The organism is Ferrovibrio sp. GW821-FHT12B10 (assembly GCF_058807515.1).
The window spans coordinates 1,223,284-1,244,076 of sequence record NZ_JBXAQT010000001.1; the positions used below are offsets into that span (position 1 = coordinate 1,223,284).

Consider the following 20,793-nt stretch of genomic DNA (forward strand, 5'->3'; position numbering starts at 1 on the left):
GGGCAGGCCCGCAGGAAAAAATGCTGAAAGATGAAAGAGGTGGGAGGCTGACAACGACCCGAACGGAAACTCGTTACGGCTGCTTCCTTCCGGACCTGACCGGGTTGGCGAGACGCTCGTCCACCGCCAACCTCCCGGGGCCTTATATCAAGCATCGGCCGGCGCAATTCAAGCCGTCCCAATGGCGATTCCGGCCCGATTCTCACTGGACCGGCAATGGACGGAGCGCCGGCAATATGTCAGCGTTTCAGCATGGTTAGCCCCGAGAAATCCCAAAAGACACCCCGACCCCAGGAACGCCCGGTAGGTTTCACCGGTTCGCATCTGGACCGCGCCGGCAACCCGCGCCGCGATCCGGACTGGCTGATCGCCCAGCGCTGCCGCCCCGACAGCCGCTTCCTGGTGCTGCGCGAGCTGAAGGCACTGATCGACATCCCGGATAAAGCTTCTGGCAAACCGGCCCGAATCGCCTGGCTCGACCGCGACTGGGCGAAGGGCCACGAGTCGCTACCCCATGTGTTCCTCGGACTCGATCCCGAGGGCATCGCGCATTTTGCTGTCGACGGCGACCGGGCCGACGACACCGCCGCGCTTCATGCCGAGACCACCAAGTATATCGACGTGCGCAGCATTGCCGCCCAGCTCGTGCCGGAAGAGGCCGCGATCCTGGCGCAGGCGCGCAGCCTGATCGACTGGCATCAGCGCCACGGCTTCTGCGCGCAATGCGGCGCCAAGACCGACGCTGGCGACGCCGGTTATATGCGCAAATGCACGAGTGATACCTGCGGCGCGCAGCATTTCCCGCGCACCGATCCCGTGGTGATCATGCTGGCGGTGCGTCGCGATGAGACAACCGGCGAGGGTATGGTGCTGATGGGCCGGCAGTCGCGCATGGCGCCGGGCATGTACTCGGCGCTCGCCGGCTTCATGGAACCGGGCGAAAGCCTGGAGGAAGCCGTGCGCCGCGAGATCATGGAAGAGGCCGGCATCAAGACCGGCCCGGTGCGCTACCTGATGTCGCAGCCATGGCCTTTCCCCTCGTCGCTGATGATCGGTTGCGTGGCCGAGGCCACCAGCGCCGAGATCACGGTGGACATCAACGAGCTGGAAGACGCGCGCTGGTTCCGCCGTAGCGAGATGGCCGAGATGCTGGAGCGCGGCAAAAACCGCCTGCCCACCAGCGAGACCTCGCCCGACGATCCGCCATGGATGCCGCCGCCGCTCAGCCTGGCGCACCAGATCGCGAAGAAGTGGCTCAGCGAGGGCTGATTAAGCCGCCTGCGCTTTCATCGCCTGATCCAGCATCGCGGATCGCGCCGCGATCTGCGCATGACTGTCGGGATGCGTGAGGATGTAGAAGGCATCCGCCTCGATGCCAGCCAGCACCTTCGCGGCGAAATCCTCGCCCGTCATCTTCACCTGCATCATCTGCTCGAACCCTGCGTGGATGCGGGCAAGCTGCTCGGGCGGCGTGCGGCTTTCCGCCTGCAGCGCGGCCGGCCGGTTGCGCGCCGACTGCGCGATGCGCGAGTCCACCACACCGGGGCAGACCACCGAGACGCGCAGGCCCGACTGGATAATGGCCAGCTCATGCCCCAGGCTTTCCGACAGGCCGACCACGGCATATTTCGAGGCGCCGTAAGCCGACATGAAGGGCGGCGATGTGAGGCCGGCGAGCGACGCCATGTTGACCACATGACCGCGCCCATGCCGCAGCATGCGCGGCAGGAAGGCGCGCAGGCCATTCACCACGCCCTGCACATTGACGCCGAGCACCCAGCTCCAGTCATGCGGATGGCTGTCCCACAAAGGCCCGAGCAGGCCGCCGACGCCGGCATTGTTGACCAGCAGGTCGACCGTCATGAAGCGCTGCTGGATGATATCCGCCGTCTGCTGCATCGCATCGGCATCCGACACATCACAGATATAGGCCTCGACGGCACAGCCGGCGCCGCGCAGTTCGGCCTGTGCCACAGCGAGCGCAGCCGCCTCCACATCAATCAGCGCGAGCGACAGGCCGCGTGCGCCGAGCGCCCGGGCGAGAGACAAGCCGATCCCGCTGGCGCCGCCGGTGATGACGGCCACCTGTTTCGGTGCGAATTTCATGAGTCTGTCCTCTTAGGGAATGTCGCCCGGCAAGGCGGCGGTGAAACGGCCCAGCAGGCTGCCGAGCGTGGCGATTTCCTTGTCGGTCCAGCGGTCGCGGAACAGATCGGCGGCCAGACGCTGCAGGGTCTGCTCGGCCTCCTCGACGCGGGTGCGGCCGGCCTTGGTCAGCGCGACATAGGCCACGCGCGCATCACGCGGATCGGACTCGCGCTTGACGAAGCCGGATTTCTCCAGCGGCAGCGCCATACGCGTAATGGTCGACTGGCTGCTGTTCAGCATGGCGGCCAGATCGACGCGGCGCAGGCGATGCAGCGGGGCGCGGTACAGATGCATCAGCAGCATCAGTTCATTCAGGCCAAGCCCGTGCACCGAGCCCAGCGGCGGCCCGAGCCGGGCCTCCAGGAAGGACTGCGCACGCAGCAGCCGCAGCACGGCCGCGTAGGATGTGTCGTCGTTGCTCATGGCGGCGGACTATAACCGATATACTTCCGTACGCAAGTACTTTTGAAGTATTTTTATGGAAGACTTACTTCCCCAGCATCGCCAGCAGCTTGCGCGCCGCGGCAGAGGGCGTGATCTTGCCCGCCGCCACCGCCTTCTGCTGGCGTGGCATCTCGCTGGCAATCGCTGGATCGGTCTTGAGCCAGTCGAGCAGGCCATCCTGCAGCTCGCGCAGCAGCCAGCCTTCCGCCTGGTGGCGGCGCTGCGCCGCGAGGCCGCCGCTCTTTTCCAGCGTGCTGCGGAATTTGCCGATCTGCGCCCAGACCGCATCGATGCCCTCGCCCAGGAGCGCCGACACCAGCATCACTTCGGGAATCCATTCCGGATGGCGCGGCCGCATCAGGTGCAGGGCCATGCGATAATCGGCCGCCGCGAGACGGGCGGGCGCCAGCAGATCGCCATCGGCCTTGTTGACCACGATCAGGTCGGCCAGCTCCATGATGCCGCGCTTGATGCCCTGCAGGTCATCGCCGCCGCCCGGCGCCAGCAGCAGCACGAACATGTCGACCATGCCGGCCACCGTGGTTTCCGATTGGCCGACGCCGACGGTTTCCACCAGCACCACATCGAAGCCGGCCGCCTCGCAGAGCAGCATCGCCTCGCGCGTGCGGCGCGCCACGCCGCCGAGCGAACCGCCCGACGGCGAGGGCCGGATGAAGGCGTTGTCGTCGCGCGCCAGCTGCTCCATGCGCGTCTTGTCGCCCAGGATCGAGCCGCCCGAGAGCGCCGAGGAGGGATCGACCGCCAGCACGGCGACCTTGAGATTCTGGCCGGTCAGATACAGCCCGAAGCGTTCGATGAAACTGGATTTGCCCACGCCGGGCGTGCCCGAGATACCGACGCGTATGGCCCTGCCGCTGCGCGGCAGTATGGCCTGAAGCAATGCTTCGGCCGCCGCCTGGTCGGCCGCATGGCTCGACTCCACCAGCGTGATGGCGCGGGCCAGCGCGCGCCGGTCGCCCTTGAGCAGGCGTTCGGCGAGATCGGCGGGATCGGCGGCCCGGCGCGAGGGGGTGGATGCGGACATGCCTGCGACCTTAGCGAAGGCCCCCGCTCCCTCCAACTGTCATACGCCGGCATGATCACGGGCTTTTGCCCGACCTTTGCGCGGAGTCGCCCCCATTGCGTGATTGACAGGGAGTCTCCGGGATTCGTATTCCCTTAGGGAGACATGGCGAATCGGACCGAGCCTTTTTCCCTGCCTGATGCCCTGCGCGGCGATCCCGTCCCGGATCCGATGCGCCGGCTGGAGCAGGCGCGCGCCGATCTGTCGCGCACGGCCAGAGCGACAGCCGTCGAACCGCAGGCCGCGCCAGCGCCGCTGCCCAGCGGCCAGCATCTGCCCTACGATCCCGCCGCCGTCGCCGCGCGCATCGACCTGATGCGCGGCCGCTTCGGTAAGGCGCGCAGCGATGTGGTGTCGGCGCTGCTGTTCCTGGGCGATGCGCAGCGCGACTGCGATGCCTTGTCGGAAGCCTGCGCCGAGAATGGCTGGACCATGATGGCCGGCGGCGTGACGCTCCTGAGCGACGTGCTGCGCCGGGCACTGCCGTCCGAGCCGCGCCATCTCGATCTGGTGGCGCTGCTGATCGACGCGCTCTATGCGCTGCGCCGCGCCGAGACCCGCCCCGACATGGGCCGGGCCGGCGCCGACCTGCTGCGCGGCCTGAAACTGGCCGCCAGCCGCGAATTGCCCGGCACGGCCTGACGTATCGGCTGAAATCAGCCTGCGGAGCAGATTTCGGGCGAATTCGAAGCCTTCAGATTCCCGTGACCACCGCCGGCAATCTGTAAGAAATCACAAAATCAGTCTCGGAAAAGCCGTGGTTCAGACCTAGATTCAGATCATGGGCAAGACACTGCCACATGCACTTCCCTTTGCCGTGATCGCCGGCCTGCTGGCCGGCGTCACCATTGCCGTGACCTCGCCGCGCGCGGCCGCCGATCCGGAAGAGTCGCTGCAGTCGGCCGAGGTGTCCTTCAGCCTCTACGCGCTCGGCGCGAAGGGCATGGAGATCGGCATGACCATGCGCCGCGATAGCGAGAGCCTGCAGGTCGAGACCGCCATGCGCACATCGGGCATGGTGGATTTCCTCACCCGCTTCACCATGACCGGCATCACCGCGGCGCGCATCGCCGATGACCGCTACATCCCCACCCGCTATGTCACCGAAAGCGACGGGCGCTGGTCCAAGCGTGCCACCAGCATGAGCTGGGGCGCCGATGGCCTGCCCGTGGCCACCCTGCAGCCGCCCAATGACGAGGATGACCGCGAGGATGTGCCCGACCTGCTGAAGCGCGACACGCTGGACCCCACCACGGCGATCATGGCGCGCCTGCTGAAGCCCGGCGTCACGCCCCACTGCGAGGGCATGGACGCGATCTATGACGGACGCCGGCGCTACAACGTGCATTACACGCCGCTGGGGCCCGACACCGTGCAGCCGCATAACCGCACCGCCTATAGCGGCCCGGCCTTCAAATGCCAGACCAAGCTGGAGCCGGTGGCCGGCTACAGTCGCAAATACCTGGCCGAGTGGAGCGAGAAGGACGAGCAGCCGGCCTTCATCTGGATGGTGCAGCCGGCGGGCTATGCCGCCTGGATCCCGGTGCAGATGGAAGCCAATGGCCGGCTCGGCATGGCCCGGGTCTGGATCAGCGCCGCCAGGCTGAACGGCCGTGAATGGCTGAAGCCGCTGGGGGTGATCCAGGCCGAAATCCCGCGCGATCCTGCTCCTTAAACGACATATACTAGGGTAATGCCTTACCCCGCCTTGCCGATGCCGCCGCCATGACCCGCAAGATCCTGATTGCCGACGACGCCACGGCCGGGCGCGCTGTTTTTGACAAGTTATTGAATGCCTTGAACTTTCAGACGGTCTTTGCCAAGGATGGCCGCGATGCGGTCAACCTGTTCATCGAACACCGCGACCTGGCTGCCATCCTGATGGACGTGCGGATGCCCGGCCTGAACGGCATCAAGGCGACCCAGGAAATCCGGCTCTGCGGCCTGCCCAACAGCCTGAGCATCCCGATCATCGGCATCACGGCGGCCGATGGCGAGGAGGTGCGCAAGGAATGCCTGCTCAGCGGCATGAACGAGGTGCTGCATAAGCCGATCGATCCGCGCGCCCTGGTCGAGGCCCTGCGCCGCTTCGTTCACTAAGTATTTGAAAATACTATAATTTATAGAACGCCCGTCACTCTCGGGCCTGTCCCGAAGGTCCATCTGACAGTTCCGCAGCCCCGATAAGGCCGCGGACCCTCGGAATAAATCCGGGGGTGACGGCCCATGGCAGGGACTTTGGGTTGACTTAGAGGCCCATAAGGGCTTTATTCCGCCCGCTTTCTGAAGCTTTGGAAGCAATCCGGTCCGAGGACCGCCGTCCGTCCGCGAGTGTCGCGCACGGGCGTCGTTTTGCTTGTGGCCTTTGTTGAGGAATTTCAGGGTCGACATGTTCGAATCTCTGAGCGGCAAACTGGGAGACGTCTTCGAGCGGCTGCGCAAGCGCGGCGCGCTGTCGGAGTCTGATGTCTCGGAAGCGCTGCGCGAGGTTCGCGTCGCCCTGCTGGAAGCCGATGTCGCGCTTCCCGTCGTGAAGACCTTCATCGACGGCGTGAAGGCGAAGGCCGTCGGACAGGATGTGCTGCGCTCGGTGACCCCGGGCCAGATGGTCATCAAGATCGTCCACGATCATCTCGTCGAGATGCTGGGCGGCAATGAGGAGCCGGGCGAAGCCGATGCCGGCATCAGCCTGAATGCCGTGCCGCCGGTGCCCGTGCTGATGGTCGGCCTTCAGGGTTCGGGCAAGACCACCAGCACCGCCAAGATCGCGCTGCGCCTGATCACCAAGGAGCGCAAGAAGGTGCTGATGGCGTCGCTCGACGTCTATCGCCCGGCCGCGCAGGAACAGCTCAAGATCCTCGGCGAGCAGAACAACATCCCGACCCTCCCCATCGTCGCCGGCCAGATGCCGGTCGATATCGCCAAGCGCGCCGTGCAGGCCGCCAAGCTCGGCGGCTATGACGTGGTGATGCTGGATACTGCCGGCCGCCTGCATGTCGACGAGACGCTGATGCTGGAAGTCGCCAGCGTGCGCGACGCCGTGCAGCCGCACGAGACGCTGCTGGTCGCCGACAGCCTGACCGGCCAGGACGCCGTCAATGTCGCGAAAAGCTTCAATGAACGCGTCGGCGTCACCGGCATCGTGCTGACCCGCGTCGATGGCGATGGCCGCGGCGGCGCGGCGCTCTCCATGCGCGCCGTCACCGGCAAGCCGATCAAGCTGATTGGCGTCGGCGAAAAGGTCGATGCCCTCGAGCCGTTCCATCCGCAGCGCATCGCGCAGCGCATCCTCGGCATGGGCGACATCGTCAGCCTGGTCGAGAAGGCCGCCGAGACGATCGAGAAGGAAGACGCCGAGCGCCTCGCCGCCCGCGTCCAGAAGGGCCAGTTCGACCTGAACGACATGGCCAGCCAGCTCAAGCAGCTGCGCAAGATGGGCGGCATGTCGGGCGTGATGAACCTGCTGCCCGGCGTGGGTAAGATCAAGCAGCAGATGGCCGGCGCCAATGTCGACGAGACCGTGCTGAAGCGTCAGGAAGCCATCATCGGCTCGATGACCAAAGACGAACGTCTCAATCCGAAGGTGATCCACGCCTCGCGCAAGAAGCGCATTGCGGCAGGTTCGGGCACCTCAGTGCAGGATGTGAACAAGCTGCTGAAGCAGCACCTCCAGATGGCCGACATGATGAAGCGCATGTCGAAGCTGGGGCAGAAGGGTTTCATGCGCAGCATGGGCGGGATGATGGGCGGAATGCCCGGCATGCCCAAGCTGTGAGAGTTTTGTGCAATTCGAGTTTCAACGTTTAGTCTGAAAGGAAAACCATGTCCGTTAAGATTCGCATGACCCGTGGCGGCGCCAAGAAGCGCCCCTACTATCGCATCGTTGTCGCTGACTCGCGCTCGCCGCGCGATGGCCGCTTCATCGAGAAGATCGGTTCCTATGATCCGATGCTGCCGAAGGACCGTGAGCGCGTGACGCTCGACGTCGAGCGTTGCAAGTACTGGCTGAGCCAGGGCGCGACCCCGTCCGACCGCGTGGCCCGCTTCTTCTCGAAGGCTGGTCTGGTGAAGTGGGAACACGGCACCAACCCGGAGAAGGGCAAGCCGAAGGCGAAGGCCCAGGAGCGCATCAAGGCTGCTGAGGAAGCCGCCAAGGCCGCTGCCGAGAAGCCGGCTGAAGAAGCCGCCGCTTCCTAAGGCATGAGCGGCACCCTTCTGCTGGGCGTCGTGATCGGCGCGCAGGGCGTCCGCGGCGAGGTGAAGGTGAAGACCTTCACCGCCGACCCGGAATCGCTGGGAGACTACGGTCCCCTGCAGGACGCCGGCGCGACGAAGGTGTATCCGCTGAAGGTGCTGCGCCTGTCGAAAGGTGACGTGGTGATTGCGCGTATCAAGGGCGTCGAGGACCGTAACGGTGCCGAGGCGATGAAGGGGACGGAGCTCTACATTCAGCGCTCCGCCCTGCCGAAGGCCGGTGAAGGCGAGTTCTACTTCGCCGATCTGGTTGGTCTGACGGCGATGATGTCGGGCCGGGTTCTGGGGCGCGTGACTGCGGTTCACAACTACGGCGCCGGCGACATGCTGGAGGTGAAAACCGACGGCGGCCGTTCGGCGATGGTGCCTTTTACCGACGACGCGGTGCCCGATGTGGACCTCGCCGGCGGTACGGTGACGGTGGAACCGGCCTTCTGGCTCGGCGGACCGGAAACCGAGGAGGATCGCGCGGCCCGGGCTGAACAGCTCGCAGCCGAACGGGCGGCCGAACAGGCCGGAGAGTAATGAGTACCGTCCCGGCTTCGCCGTGGAACGCGCGGATACTGACACTGTATCCCGCGATGTTCCCCGGTCCGCTGGGGCAAAGCCTGGCCGGGCGTGCCTTGAGTGAAGGGCGCTGGTCGCTGAGGGTGACGGATATTCGCGACTTCGCGCGCGACAAGCACCGCACCGTCGACGACACGCCGTTTGGCGGCGGGCCGGGCATGGTGATGCGGCCGGATGTGCTGGCCAGTGCGCTCGATGCGACGCTGGCGGGTGCGGATGGCGAGATCGGCGGGCAGCCGCTGATCTATTTCTCGCCGCGTGGCCGGCGCCTGGATCAGGCGCTGGTGCATGAGGTGAAGGCGGCAGGCGGGGCGACATTGCTCTGCGGCCGCTTTGAGGGGGTGGACGAACGCCTGCTGCAGGCGCGCCCCGTTGTCGAGGTCAGCCTCGGCGACTTCGTCCTGTCGGGTGGCGAGATCGCCGCATACGCGCTGCTGGATGCAGTCGTGCGGTTGCTGCCCGGAGTGATGGGTGCCGAAGAGTCCGGCACCGAGGAGAGTTTCGCGGACGGCCTGCTGGAATATCCCCAGTATACCCGGCCGCAGGAGTGGGAAGGCCTGGCAGTGCCCGATGTGCTGCTGTCCGGCCACCACGAGAAGATCGCAGCCTGGCGGCGCGAGATGGCGGAGAAAATCACCGCCGAACGCCGCCCGGACCTGTGGGAGAGTTACCGTCGGCGCAAGCCGGCGGGGAAGAATTGAAACGCGTTTGAACTTTGAAAGAAGAAAGGCAGAGTGCCATGAACCTGATGCAGCAGATCGAGAAAGAGCAGTCCGATGCTCTCGTCGCCGCCCGTGCGGTGCCGGAATTCGCCCCCGGCGATACCCTGACCGTGAACGTGAAGGTGGTCGAAGGCGGCCGCGAGCGCGTGCAGGCCTATGAAGGCGTGTGCATCGCCCGCTCGAACCGCGGTGTGAACTCCTCCTTCACCGTGCGCAAGATTTCGTACGGCGAAGGCGTCGAGCGTATCTTCCCGCTCTACAGCCCCCGCATCGAATCGATCGTCGTGGTCCGCCGCGGCGATGTGCGTCGCGCCAAGCTGTACTACCTGCGTGGTCGTACCGGTAAGGCCGCCCGCATCACCGAGAAGCGCGACATCCAGCCCAAGGCTTAAGCCTCTGGGTCTTCCGGCCGGCCTCTGCCGGCCGTCGGTTGCAAGCACTCAAGCCGCCTGCCGGAAAAGTTCCGGCGGGCGGCTTTTGTTTTTCCGCCGAAACCGATTTGAAAGCAGTGGCGGCACGCATCTGAATACGGTCTAGTACCGTTCGGCAGGCATCGGGGCACCGGAGTTTTACGGGCCGTGAACGATGTGACGATGAAGACCGCGCCAGCCGCCGATATCACTCGGGGGCTGGAATTTCTCGCCGGGGGCGGTGAGATGGGCGCGGCGATGCGATCCTACGACTGGGCGGCATCACCGCTCGGGCCGGCGCATCTTTGGCCGCAGAGCCTGAAAACCACCATCCGCATCCTGCTGTCCTCGCGCTATGCGATGTGGATGGCCTGGGGCCCCGACCTCACCTTCTTCTGCAACGACGCCTACAGGCCGACCCTGGGCGTGAAGGCCGACTGGGCGCTGGGCAGTTCGTCGCGCAAGGTCTGGGCCGAGGTCTGGGAGTTCGCCGGGCCGCGCATCGAGCATGTATTCAAAACCGGCGAGGCCACCTGGGACGAGAACCTGCTGCTGTTCCTGGAGCGTAGCGGCTTCCCCGAGGAGACCTACCACACCTTCTCCTACAGCCCGCTGGCCAATGACGCCGGCATCATCGTCGGCATGCTCTGTGTGGTGACCGAAACCACCGAACGGGTGATCGCCGAGCGGCGCATGATGCTGCTGCGCGACCTTGCGGCCGACTTCACGCTGGCGCGCAGCCTGGAGGAAGTCTGCCCGGCGCTGACCGAGATTCTGGGCGACCGTCCCGACATGCCGCTGCTGGCGCTGTATCTGTTCGATGCCGATGGCCGCGGCCAGGCCACGCGTATCTGCTTTGTCGGTCCGCAGGCCGACCGCAACCGCTTCCCGCTGCTGGTGCGGCCCGAGGATGCGATGCCACTGCCGGTGGCCGCGATTCTGAATGGCCAGGGGCCGATGGTGATCGACAATCTGCCGGCGCGTTTCGGCGGCCCCTTAAGCGCCGACCGACGCGGCGCCATGATGCAGCAGATGGTGCTGGTGCCGCTGATGCGCCAGACCCAGCTCAACGGCTTCCTTGCCATCGGCCTCAATCCCTATCGCCGCTACGACCCGGGCTATGCCGGTTTCATCAACCTGCTGGCCGGCCAGATCGAGGCCAACCTGGTCAGCGTGCAACTGTTCGAGGCCGAGCGCGAGCGCGCCGATGCGCTGGCCGAGATCGACCGCACCAAGACCGCCTTCTTCTCCAATGTCAGCCATGAATTCCGCACCCCGCTGACCCTGATGCTGGGTCCGCTGGAGGAAGTCCTCGCCAAGCCGCCGTCCCCGGCCACGCCGCTGGTCGAGATCGCCCATCGCAACGGCCTGCGGCTGCTCAAGCTGGTCAACACGCTGCTGGATTTCTCGCGGCTGGAGGCCGGCCGCGCGCAGATCCAGTACAGCCCCGTCGATCTCGCCGGCTTCACCGCCGAACTGGCGGCCAGCTTCGAATCGACCATCACGCAGGCGGGCCTGAAATACCGCGTCGACTGCCTGCCGCTGCCCGGCCCGGTGCATGTCGATCCCGGCATGTGGGAAAAGATCGTCCTCAACCTGCTGTCCAATGCCTTCAAATTCACGCTGTCGGGCGAAATCGTCGTTTCGCTGAAGGCATCGTCTGACGGCCACAACGCCATCCTGATCGTCACCGACACCGGCAGCGGCATCGCGCCCGAGGCCCTGCCGCATCTGTTCGAGCGCTTCTACCGCGTTGCCGGCGCGCCCGGCCGCAGCTTCGAGGGCAGCGGCATCGGCCTCGCCCTGGTGCAGGAACTGGTGCGGCTGCATGGCGGCGCCATCGCGGTGGAAAGCGAGCCCGGCCGCGGCAGCAGCTTCATCGTCACCATTCCGATCGGCACCGCGCATCTGCCGGCCGAAAGCATCGTCTCCACCACGCCCATCACGCCGGCCAGCATCCAGTCCGACAGCTTCGTGGCCGAGGCGCTGCGCTGGCTGCCCGGCGCTGGCGGCAATGCCGCCGTCGACGAAAGCCTGCCGACTGCCGCCACCGATGCCGACCTGCCGCCGCCACCGGTGAGCGGCGGGCAGCATGTCCTGCTGGCCGACGACAACCCCGACATGCGCGATTACATCCGCCGCCTGCTGGCGGCGGAAGGCTACAGCGTCGAGGCGGTGGCCGATGGCGAAGCGGCACTGGCGGCGGCGCGGCGGCGCATGCCCGACCTGATCCTCTCCGACATCATGATGCCGGGCATGGACGGCCTGAACCTGCTGAAGACATTGCGCGGCGACGCGCTGCTGCGCCACACGCCGGTGATTTTCCTCTCGGCCCGCGCCGGCGAGGAGGCCCGCATCGAAGGCATGGATGCCGGTGCCGACGACTATCTGGTCAAGCCGTTTTCGGCGCGCGAAATGTTGTCGCGGGTGGCGCGCAACCTGCAGATGGCGCGCTTCCGCCGCGAAACCGAAAAGGCGCTGATGGAGGAAGCCGCGACCCTGGAAATCCTCGGTCGCGTCGGCGCCATGGTCTCGGCCGAACTGAATCTCGATGCCGTGGTGCAGGCGGTGACCGATGCGGCGACGCGCCTGACCGGAGCCGCTTTCGGCGCCTTCTTCTACAATGTGAAAGACGATGCCGGCGAGAGCTACATGCTCTACACGCTGTCGGGCGTGCCGCGCGAGGCCTTCGCCAAATTCCCGATGCCGCGCAACACCGACATCTTCGCGCCGACCTTTGGCGGCGCGGGCATCGTGCGCTCGGCCGATATCACCAAGGACCCGCGTTATGGCCGCAATGCCCCCAACAAGGGCATGCCCGAAGGCCACCTGCCGGTGCGCAGCTATCTGGCCAGCTCGGTGATCTCGCGCAACGGCGAGGTGCTGGGCGGGCTGTTCTTCGGCCACCCGGAACCCGGTATGTTCGACGAGCGCAGCGAACGCCTGCTCTCGGGCATCGCCGCCCAGGCCGCCATCGCCATCGACAACGCCCAGCTTTACAAGGCGGCGCAGATCGAGATCGCCGAGCGCCAGAAGACCGAGGCGGCGCTGCGCGAAAGCGAGGCGCGCTTCCGCACCATGGCCGACAGCGCGCCAGTGATCATCTGGGTCACGGACGCTGACGGCCAGCTCACCTACATCAATCCGCGCTGGACCGAAATGACGGGTCAGAGCATGGAGCAGAGCCTGGGCACCGGCAGCCTGGAGGCCATCCATCCCGAGGATCGCGAACGCGCCTTCGCCGTCTTCATGGCTGCCAGTACGAAGCGCGAGACCTTCCAGGTCGAATACCAGCTGCGCCGCAGCGACGGGCAGTATCGCTGGATGCATGGGGCTGCCGCGCCGCGCTTCGACAGCCGGGGCAATTTCCTCGGCTATATCGGCTCGGTGATCGACCTGACCGACCGCAAGAACATGGAAGACCAGCAGGAGCTGCTGCTGGCGGTGGCCCGCGACGTCAACTCCACGTTGGAAAAGAAAGTCAACGAGCGCACACGCGAACTGACTGCCACCAACGAACGGCTGCGCAACGAGATCAACGAGCGCGCCCGCGCCGAGGAAGCACTCGGCCATGCCCAGAAGATGGAAGCCATCGGCCAGCTGACGGGTGGCGTGGCGCATGACTTCAACAACCTGCTGACCGTGATCATGGGCAATATCGAAACCCTGCAGCGGCAGTTGAAGCGCGAGGCGCCCGATACCGCACGCATGCTGCGCGCCATCGACAGCGCCGCCCGCGGCGCCGAACGCGCCGCCTCGCTGACCCAGCGCCTGCTGGCTTTCTCGCGCCGCGCGCCGCTGGAGCCCCGGGCCGTCGACGTCAATGTGCTGGTCAGCGGCATGTCGGATCTGCTGCGCCGCACGCTGGGCGAACAGGTGACGGTGGATGCGCAACCGGCCAAGGGCCTGTGGCCGATCCATGTCGATCCCAACCAGTTGGAGAATGCACTGCTGAACCTGGCGGTGAATGCGCGCGACGCAATGCCGGGCGGCGGGCGGCTGGAGATCGTCACCACCAATGCGACGGTGACGGCCCAGGATGACATGGCAGCCGGCGATTACGTGCAGATCATGGTGAGCGACAGCGGCATCGGCATGCCGCGCGACGTGATCGAGCAGGCCTTCGAGCCCTTCTTCACCACCAAGGATGTCGGCCATGGCACCGGCCTCGGCCTCAGCCAGGTCTATGGCTTCGTCAAGCAGAGCGGCGGCCATGTGCGGCTGGACAGCACACCCGGCCAGGGCACGACAGTGACGATCCACCTGCCGCGCCTGCAATCGGCTGCGACGATCGCCGAGGAGGCCGCGCTGCGGCGCGAACCCGAGCCGCCGCGCCACGGCAGCGAAACCGTTCTGGTGGTGGAGGACGATCCCGATGTGCGCGCCCATTCGCGCGACATCCTGGCCGATCTGGGCTACCGCATCCTGGAGGCCGGCACCGGGCATGATGCGCTGAACATCCTGGCCGAGCGCAACGACATCGCCCTGATGTTCACCGATATCGGCCTGCCCGGCGGCATGAACGGGCGCGAGCTGGCCGATGCCGCGCAGGCGCGCTATCCGCAGCTGAAAGTGCTGTTCACCAGCGGCTATGCGCAGACCGCGGTGGTGCATCACGGCCGGCTGGACGCGGGCGTGCAGCTGATCACCAAGCCCTTCACCTATGCGGCGCTGGCGAGCAAGGTGCGCGACATCCTCGATGCGCCGCAGCAGGCCGCCACCGCTCCCTGCCTGCTGTTCGTCGAGGACGATGCGCTGATGCAGTCGGTGATGGCCGACGGGCTGATGGATCTGGGCTATCGCGTCGAGGCGGTGACCACCGGCCAGGCCGCCATTGCCATCCTGCGCGGTAACCCCGCCGGCATCGATGCGGCGGTGATCGACATCGGCCTGCCCGACATGCGCGGCGAACAGCTATTGCAGGAGTTGCGGAAAATCCGGGCCGACCTGCCGGTGGTGATCGCCAGCGGCTACGGCCATGCGGTGCTGCAGCAGCGCTTCTCGGGCGTCACGCTGCTGTCTTTCATCGACAAGCCCTATATCGCATCGGAACTGGGCGTCGTGCTGGCCAGGGCGGGCGTTGCCGCCACGCCGTCAGGCGGCTAGTCGGCGGCGTCGACCATGGCCGACGCGCTCTCCGGCAGCGCCTTGCGCTGTTGCGCCATGCGCGGGCCATTCTTGGCGGCCCAACGGCCGAGCTCGTCCATCACCGGGCGCAGCGAATGGCCCATGTCGGTGAGCCAGTATTCCACCTTCGGCGGCACGGCCGCATGCACGCGGCGGCCGACCAGGCCGGCGGCCTCCAGCGCACGGAGCTGCTTGGTCAGCTCCTTCTGCGTGATCAGCGGAATGGCGCGCGCCATTTCGGAAAAGCGCAACGGCTGCTCGCCGGCGCGCGACAATGTGAGAATGATCGGCACCGCCCATTTGTTGGCGATCAGGTCGAGCGTCGCGCAGATCATGCGGGCGCAGAGCGGCTGACCGTCGGCGGTCAGCGCATGCCGGAAATCGAGGTCTTTCTCAGTAGCCATTCGGTAAGTATAGGGCTTTTGGGTGCCTTCTTGCAAATCGATACTGTGCTAGGCTATGCCTCTGAACCCCGCCGCGCTCTCGCCAAGACATTGCGCGGGGAAACCGTAACCGGAGGGACCCGTTACCATGGCCAAACTCGACTTCTACTTCTCGCCCGGCGCCTGCTCGCTGGCCACCCATATCTGCCTCGAAGAGGCCGGCGCCACCTTCACGCCGAAGGTCACCTACACCCGCAAGGGCCAGACCCGCACGCCGGAATACCTGGCGCTGAATCCCAAGGGCAAGGTGCCGATGCTCGGCATCGACGGCACCATGCTGACTGAAAACACCGCGATCATGACCTATCTCAATCGCAGCTTCCCCAATGCGAAGCTGCTGCCGGCAGGCGATGCGCTGAAGGAAGCCGAAGCGCTGGCCTTCATTGCCTGGTGCGCCTCGGGCATCCATCCGGTGATGGGCCGCTTCTTCGGCCCGCAGAACTTCTCCGACCTGCCCGACACCGCCGACAACATCAAGGCACTCGCCGCCAAGGCCACCGCCGCCAACTTCGCCATCGTCGAGAAGACGCTCGGCAGCAAGGAATGGGTGTTCGGCAACTGGTCGGCAGCCGACGCCTATATCTTCGTCTTCTTCAACTGGGCCACCAAGCTCGGCCTCGATGTCTCGGCCTATCCGAACTACGCCAAGCATTTCGAGCGCATGAAGCAGCGTCCGGCGGTGCAGAAGGCGCTGGCCCGCGAGGCCGAAGCCCTCGAGGCGATGGACAAGGCAGCCTGAGTCCAGAGCTGACATTTTTTTGAAAGACCCGACCGGGGCGGCGCGCTAAACTCGCGTCGCCCTTTTAACGAATCACAACAACAAACCATCAAGAGAAAAGAAGGACACACTCCCATGGCACTGCTCGACAAGTTCGGCCCGCTGCTTGGCCGCATCCTGATCGCCGCGCTCTTCATTCCCTTCGGCATCAGCAAGATCGGCAATTTCGAAGGCACCGTCGGCTACATCGCCTCCAAGGGCCTGCCGCTGCCGCAGGTCGCCGCCGCCGGCACCATCTTCGTCGAGGTGGTGGTTGCCGCCGCCCTGCTGGTCGGCTTCAAGACCCGTTATGCCGCCCTGGTGCTTGCCGTCTTCACGGCTGCGGCCGCCATCATCTTCCACAACTACTGGGCCGTGCCGGAAGCCCAGGTCATGCTGCAGAAGACCCACTTCTTCAAGAATATGGCGATCACCGGCGGCCTGCTGGCCTTTGCCAGCTTCGGCGCCGGCCCCTTGAGCGTCGACCGTCGCGGCTGATCACTGATCAGCACGGATCGCCGAGGCGATCTCACGCAAGGCGCGCGACAGCAAAGGATCGCTGACGCGCGAGAGCAAAAGAATGGCGGTTGCCGGCAACACCGGCAGCCGCTGTTTTTTTGTCAGCTCCACCATGCCGGGCAGGCGCGCGCGACGCCCCAGCACGGCGACGCCCAGGCCGGCCGTCAGCGCCGCCGCCAGCGCGCCGACCCCGCCGCCGGTGAAGGCCTCGGTCCATGTCACACCGGCCTTGTCGAGCGCGCGAATGGCAGCCGCGCGCACCGAACAGGGCGCGGCCAGCGCCACCAACGGCAGCGGCTCGCCGGCCTTCAGGTCGAAATCCGGTGCGGCGAACCAGCCCAGCCGGTCCTTCAATAGCAACTCCGCACCACGCGGTGATGTGTCGCCCACCTGATGCAGGATGGCGGCATCGAGCTGGCCGGCTTCGTATAGCTCGCTGAGATCACGCGAAAGCCCGATGCGCACCTCCAGCCTCAGGCCCGGCAGCCGCGACCGCACGCGCGCCAGCAGGCCCGGCAACTGCGCGCCGACGGCCTGGTCGCTGATCCCCAGCACCAGCGGCCGCTTCGGCTTCTCGTTGAGCGCGGCCAGTGCCGCATCATGGGCGGCCAGCACATGGCGGGATTCTTTCACCAGCGTTTCGCCATCGGGTGTCAGCCGCACCAGCCGCGGCGTGCGCTCGAGCAGGCGGCGGTCGAGCCGCACCTCCAGCCGTTTCAGCCGCAGGCTGATCGCCGCCTGGCTGGTGCTGAGCGCCTCGGCCGCGCGGGTGAAGCTGCGGTAATCCGCCACCAGCACCAGGGCGCGCAGGGCATCGATGTCGAGTGCACCGCTTATATGGTCTTTGACAATCATATCATTCAGTTATGTATAAAATGAACATTTGTCCAGTTCTGTTATGATAGGGCCGGACCTATTCTCCTGTCCACGGGCAATAAACGCCCCCAGACAGGAGCCACCCCATGCCGATCATCCAGGTCAAATATTCCACCCCCAGCGAAAAGCCCGGCCTGGTGCAGGCCGTTGCCGCGGCCGCCAGCCGCATCTCGGCCGAGCAGCTGCGCAAGGACCAGTCACTCACCGCCGTGACCGTGGAGGTCGTACCGGCCGAGAACTGGTTCGTCGGCGGGCCGTCGCTGGCCGAACAGAAGCTGGCCAGCTTCTTCCTCGACATCAAGATCGTGGAAAGCACCAACACCAAGGACGAGAAGGCCGCCTTCATCTCGGCGATATTCAAGACCATGGGCGAACTGCTGGGCCCGCTGCATACCGAAAGCTACGTCTATGTGCATGACGTGTACGGTTACGCTTACGGCTTCGGCGGCCTGACCCAGGAGCGGCGCTATATCGCCGGCAAGCTGGGGGTTTCGCTGGCCGCCGTCTGAGTGGCCCACCCTACCCTCGTTCCTTCGGATACTGGACGGCGCAGCGTGGATTTCCCATGCTGCGCCGATGTCCGTATCCCGCATCGTCGCCGCACCGGCCGACTCGGCCTTTGTCGACAGTCTGCCGGGCTGCGACTTTTCCGATGCCTTCGCGGTGACGCTGCCGAGCGCCGGGCTGGATGCGCGCGACGTGGCGGCGCTGTGCTTCAGCAAGCTGCCTGACTGGGCCGGCTGGCTGCTGAAGATCCGCAACATCGTCATGCGGCCCTTCGGGCTGAAGACCGACGAGATGGTGCAGAGCCTGCCGGTGCTGCGCGAAAGCCGCGACGAGGTGGTGGTCGGCCTGAACGACAACCACCTGGACTTCCGCACCCAGTTCCGCGTCGACACCATTCCGCTCGGCCCCGATGGGCCTTATCTGGGCCTGATCACCGTCACCACCATCGTGCGCACCCACAACCGGCTGGGCCGCGTCTATCTCGCGGCGATCATGCCGATTCACAAGCTGGTGGTGCGCAGCCTGCTGAAACGCGTGGCGGAACGGCTGAGCATCTAAAGGCCGCCGCCTGCGACATCGTGAAGCGAGACGCGAGGACATATCCACCGCATAGTGCCGGCATGCGCCCCGCTGCGGTCACCGTCGTTCCCGCCGATCCGGCCTTTGTCGCCAGCCTGCCCGGCTGCGATTTCGCCGATGCCTTCAGCGTTATCGTGCCACGCCGTGATCTCGACGCCCGCATCCTGTCGGCGGAGTTCTTCAGCACGCCGCCGGCTTGGGCCAGCGCGCTGCTCGACATCCGCAATGCCATCATGGGCCGGCTCGGCTACAAGGCGCCCGCAATCCGCAAGGGCTTTCCGGTGATCCGCGAGTCTGAAACGGAAGTGGTGTCGGGCCTGGATGATGGCCATCTGGACTTCCGCGCCCTGATGCGCGTCGATGCGCATGAAGCCGGCAGCCGCATCACGCTGACCACCGCGGTCGCCACCCACAATCGCCTGGGCCGCGCCTATCTGGCCCTGATCATGCCCTTCCACAAGCTGATCGTGCGCAGCATGGTGAAGCAGCTGGCCAAGCGGCTAGTCGCCGAATAACGCAGCCTTGACCTGCGGCGCATCGAACATGCGCTTGCTGCTGTGACCGACTTTCGGCACTTCCACCAGACGCCAGTTCAACACCCAGCCTTTTTCCTGCGCCAGCGCCTGCCCGGCTTTGTAGAAATTCAGGCCACGCTCGTAACGCGTCGCGCCCTGCCCGGCCGCATCCTCGCTGTCATCGCGGTGCCGGTCACCGGTATCCGCCATGCCGAGATAGATCGTCAGCGGCGCGGCCAGGTAGCGCCTGAGGAAATCATCATTGCCAAGCGACGCCGTCGCGCCGCCCAGGCCGAAGGGAAACGCCTCCTTCGTGGTCGGGAATACCCAGGAGGATGGATTGGCCACCACGATGCGCTTGGCCGCATGCGGCACGAAGGGCGCCAGCCGTGCCAGAAACTGACCGCCGGCCGAATGGCCGATCAGATAGTAATCGGGTTGCGGCCGGCCATCGTCCTTGCGCAACTGGTCGACCAGCGCGATCGCCGTCGTGCCGATCCACTTGTCCTGCGGCAGCAGGTTTTTCTGGTTGGCGATACCGCCGCGCTGATAGAGCATGCTGGGGAAGCGGGCTTTGTCGAACAGCGGCGCGGCCACGACCATGCCGAAGCGATCGGCCATGGTTTTCGCATTATCGCGATAGGCATCGGCGTCGCGTTCGACGCCGTGGAAAACCATCAGGAGCGGGCCATTGGAGTAGCTGACCGGCTTGTAGGTGAAGACTTCGAGATTGTAGTCGCCGATCTTCACGACCTGATAGCCATCGCCGGTCGGGATCGGGGCGGCATAGGCCGCGCATGACAGGAGCAATACAAGCCCCGCCATCAGTCCGTTACGCATGACGCGGGCCCTCCCGATAACGCCGGACCATCATAGCGGCAGGCCGGGGCGCGCGCCGTGAAAAGATCGTCAAGCCAGGCGTCAAACGACGACCTAGGCCGTCTCTTTCACTTCCTCGGTCAGCCAGTCGCGCATCGCCTTGATGCGCGGCGCATCGGCCATATGCTCGAGGCAGACGAACCAGTAGGCGTTGCTGAGCGGCAGCGTCACATCGAACAGCTGCACCAGACGCCCGGCGCCGACTTCCTCGGCCACCATCGCCGGATCCATCACCGCGATGCCCATGCCTTGAACAGCCGCCTGGATCGCGTAGGAGCGCGTCTCGAACATCTGGCCGACGACAGGATCGATGTCGGTCTGACCGGCGGCCTTGAGCCAGACACGCCAGTCCTCGCGGCGGTTCTGCGAATGCAGCAGTTTCTGCGTCTTCAGATCAGACGGCTTCCTGATCTGGTCCTTGAACTTGGGATGCGCCACCGGCACCAGCGCTTCGGCAAACAGCCGCGTCGACTTCAGGCCCGGCCAGTCGCCGTCGCCATAGCGGATGGCGCAGTCGATGCCCTCGCGCTCCAGGTCGGCGGGCTTCAGCGAGGTGGTGATGCGCACTTCAATGTCGGGATAGGCTTCCTGGAAGCGCGGCAGGCGCGGGATGAACCAGCGCATGGCGAAGGTGGAGAGCATGCTGAGCGTCAGCGTGCCTTCGCCGCGCCGGGCCTCCAGCTTGCTGAGTGCGCTGGCCAGGTAGTCGAAGCCCTGCTGCACGTCCGGCAGGATGAGCTGGCCCTCGGTCGACAGCACCAGACCCTTGCGGGTGCGGTGGAACAGCGGCACGCCCAACAGCTCCTCCAGCTGACGGATCTGGTGGGAAATCGCCGACAGCGTCACCGAGAGCTCCTCGGCGGCGGCGGTGAAATTGAGATGGCGGCCGGCGGCCTCAAAGGCCTTCAGGGCATTGAGGGGCAGCAGGCGGCGGCTGGGCAGGTGGGCCATGGGAATTTCTT

General features: G+C 65.8%; 22 protein-coding genes and 1 other RNA gene. 15 read left to right on the top strand and 8 right to left on the bottom strand.

Features of this window, described 5'->3' with window-relative positions:
- Positions 1–39: 39 nt before the first annotated feature.
- An RNA gene (ffs, locus tag AC1RRT_RS06175) (signal recognition particle sRNA small type) lies at positions 40–135 on the bottom strand.
- 117 nt (positions 136–252) lie between these two features.
- On the opposite strand from ffs, the gene nudC reads away from it, so the two are divergent.
- Positions 253–1,269: an NAD(+) diphosphatase gene (nudC, locus tag AC1RRT_RS06180; protein WP_493012896.1), complete on the top strand. Its 1,017-nt coding sequence runs from the start codon at positions 253–255 to the stop codon at positions 1,267–1,269.
- Here the strand turns inward: nudC and AC1RRT_RS06185 are convergent, their stop codons facing one another.
- The 3 genes from AC1RRT_RS06185 to meaB all read right to left on the bottom strand — a co-directional run bounded on the left by AC1RRT_RS06185 (position 1,270) and on the right by meaB (position 3,637).
- Positions 1,270–2,106 (bottom strand): SDR family NAD(P)-dependent oxidoreductase, encoded by an 837-nt coding sequence (locus AC1RRT_RS06185; RefSeq protein ID WP_493012897.1) that lies wholly within the window; start codon positions 2,104–2,106, stop codon positions 1,270–1,272. It lies immediately after the preceding gene.
- A 12-nt stretch (positions 2,107–2,118) separates the two neighbouring features.
- A complete protein-coding gene (locus tag AC1RRT_RS06190) occupies positions 2,119–2,571 on the bottom strand; it encodes a MarR family winged helix-turn-helix transcriptional regulator (protein WP_493012898.1) in 453 nt (150 codons plus the stop codon).
- 64 nt (positions 2,572–2,635) lie between these two features.
- Positions 2,636–3,637 carry a methylmalonyl Co-A mutase-associated GTPase MeaB gene (gene meaB, locus AC1RRT_RS06195; RefSeq protein WP_493012899.1) on the bottom strand — a complete coding sequence of 334 codons (1,002 nt, stop codon included), beginning with the start codon at positions 3,635–3,637 and terminating at the stop codon, positions 2,636–2,638.
- Positions 3,638–3,781: 144 nt separating this feature from the next.
- On the opposite strand from meaB, the gene AC1RRT_RS06200 reads away from it, so the two are divergent.
- From AC1RRT_RS06200 to AC1RRT_RS06240, 9 genes are all read left to right on the top strand, one after another.
- On the top strand, positions 3,782–4,318 hold the full coding sequence (locus AC1RRT_RS06200; protein WP_493012900.1) for a hypothetical protein: 537 nt from the start codon (positions 3,782–3,784) through the stop codon (positions 4,316–4,318).
- A gap of 139 nt (positions 4,319–4,457) precedes the next feature.
- Entirely contained in the window at positions 4,458–5,351 is an 894-nt protein-coding gene (locus tag AC1RRT_RS06205; protein ID WP_493012901.1) for a DUF3108 domain-containing protein, read from the top strand.
- 50 nt (positions 5,352–5,401) lie between these two features.
- Positions 5,402–5,776 (top strand): response regulator, encoded by a 375-nt coding sequence (locus AC1RRT_RS06210; protein ID WP_493012902.1) that lies wholly within the window; start codon positions 5,402–5,404, stop codon positions 5,774–5,776.
- 289 nt (positions 5,777–6,065) lie between these two features.
- Positions 6,066–7,451, top strand: a complete 1,386-nt coding sequence (gene ffh, locus AC1RRT_RS06215; RefSeq protein WP_493012903.1) for a signal recognition particle protein — start codon at positions 6,066–6,068, stop codon at positions 7,449–7,451.
- A 47-nt stretch (positions 7,452–7,498) separates the two neighbouring features.
- Positions 7,499–7,873: a 30S ribosomal protein S16 gene (gene rpsP / locus AC1RRT_RS06220; RefSeq protein WP_493012904.1), complete on the top strand. Its 375-nt coding sequence runs from the start codon at positions 7,499–7,501 to the stop codon at positions 7,871–7,873.
- A gap of 3 nt (positions 7,874–7,876) precedes the next feature.
- Positions 7,877–8,455, top strand: coding sequence for a ribosome maturation factor RimM (gene rimM, locus AC1RRT_RS06225; RefSeq protein ID WP_493012905.1), 579 nt, complete (start codon positions 7,877–7,879; stop codon positions 8,453–8,455).
- A complete protein-coding gene (trmD, locus tag AC1RRT_RS06230) occupies positions 8,455–9,198 on the top strand; it encodes a tRNA (guanosine(37)-N1)-methyltransferase TrmD (protein ID WP_493012906.1) in 744 nt (247 codons plus the stop codon). Before rimM ends, trmD begins: the two co-directional genes overlap by 1 nt.
- A gap of 38 nt (positions 9,199–9,236) precedes the next feature.
- Entirely contained in the window at positions 9,237–9,611 is a 375-nt protein-coding gene (rplS, locus tag AC1RRT_RS06235; RefSeq protein ID WP_493012907.1) for a 50S ribosomal protein L19, read from the top strand.
- Between the two features lie 186 nt (positions 9,612–9,797).
- Complete coding sequence (locus tag AC1RRT_RS06240) at positions 9,798–14,735, top strand: response regulator (protein WP_493012908.1); 4,938 nt, start codon at positions 9,798–9,800, stop codon at positions 14,733–14,735.
- Here the strand turns inward: AC1RRT_RS06240 and AC1RRT_RS06245 are convergent.
- Positions 14,732–15,160, bottom strand: a complete 429-nt coding sequence (locus AC1RRT_RS06245; protein WP_493012909.1) for a winged helix-turn-helix transcriptional regulator — start codon at positions 15,158–15,160, stop codon at positions 14,732–14,734. The two genes, AC1RRT_RS06240 and AC1RRT_RS06245, sit on opposite strands and share 4 nt — an antisense overlap.
- A 127-nt stretch (positions 15,161–15,287) precedes the next feature.
- Between AC1RRT_RS06245 and AC1RRT_RS06250 the strand changes: the two genes are divergently transcribed.
- Positions 15,288–15,938, top strand: a complete 651-nt coding sequence (locus AC1RRT_RS06250) for a glutathione S-transferase family protein (RefSeq protein WP_493012910.1) — start codon at positions 15,288–15,290, stop codon at positions 15,936–15,938.
- Between the two features lie 114 nt (positions 15,939–16,052).
- Positions 16,053–16,454, top strand: a complete 402-nt coding sequence (locus AC1RRT_RS06255; RefSeq protein ID WP_493012911.1) for a DoxX family protein — start codon at positions 16,053–16,055, stop codon at positions 16,452–16,454.
- Here the strand turns inward: AC1RRT_RS06255 and AC1RRT_RS06260 are convergent, their stop codons facing one another.
- The gene (locus tag AC1RRT_RS06260) at positions 16,455–17,330 is read right to left on the bottom strand and encodes a LysR family transcriptional regulator (protein WP_493012912.1); all 876 of its coding nucleotides are present in this window, start codon (positions 17,328–17,330) and stop codon (positions 16,455–16,457) included.
- 107 nt (positions 17,331–17,437) lie between these two features.
- On the opposite strand from AC1RRT_RS06260, the gene AC1RRT_RS06265 reads away from it, so the two are divergent.
- The 3 genes from AC1RRT_RS06265 (at position 17,438) to AC1RRT_RS06275 (ending at position 18,952) form a co-directional block, all read left to right on the top strand.
- Positions 17,438–17,860 carry a tautomerase family protein gene (locus tag AC1RRT_RS06265; protein WP_493012913.1) on the top strand — a complete coding sequence of 141 codons (423 nt, stop codon included), beginning with the start codon at positions 17,438–17,440 and terminating at the stop codon, positions 17,858–17,860.
- A gap of 67 nt (positions 17,861–17,927) precedes the next feature.
- On the top strand, positions 17,928–18,416 hold the full coding sequence (locus tag AC1RRT_RS06270) for a DUF2867 domain-containing protein (RefSeq protein WP_493012914.1): 489 nt from the start codon (positions 17,928–17,930) through the stop codon (positions 18,414–18,416).
- Between the two features lie 62 nt (positions 18,417–18,478).
- Positions 18,479–18,952, top strand: a complete 474-nt coding sequence (locus AC1RRT_RS06275) for a DUF2867 domain-containing protein (RefSeq protein WP_493012915.1) — start codon at positions 18,479–18,481, stop codon at positions 18,950–18,952.
- On the opposite strand, the gene AC1RRT_RS06280 is transcribed toward AC1RRT_RS06275, so the two are convergent.
- Both AC1RRT_RS06280 and gcvA read right to left on the bottom strand, forming a co-directional pair.
- On the bottom strand, positions 18,938–19,792 hold the full coding sequence (locus tag AC1RRT_RS06280; protein WP_493012916.1) for a hypothetical protein: 855 nt from the start codon (positions 19,790–19,792) through the stop codon (positions 18,938–18,940). The genes AC1RRT_RS06275 and AC1RRT_RS06280 overlap by 15 nt on opposite strands.
- A gap of 93 nt (positions 19,793–19,885) precedes the next feature.
- On the bottom strand, positions 19,886–20,782 hold the full coding sequence (gene gcvA / locus AC1RRT_RS06285) for a transcriptional regulator GcvA (protein ID WP_493012917.1): 897 nt from the start codon (positions 20,780–20,782) through the stop codon (positions 19,886–19,888).
- Between the last annotated feature and the right edge of the window lie 11 nt (positions 20,783–20,793).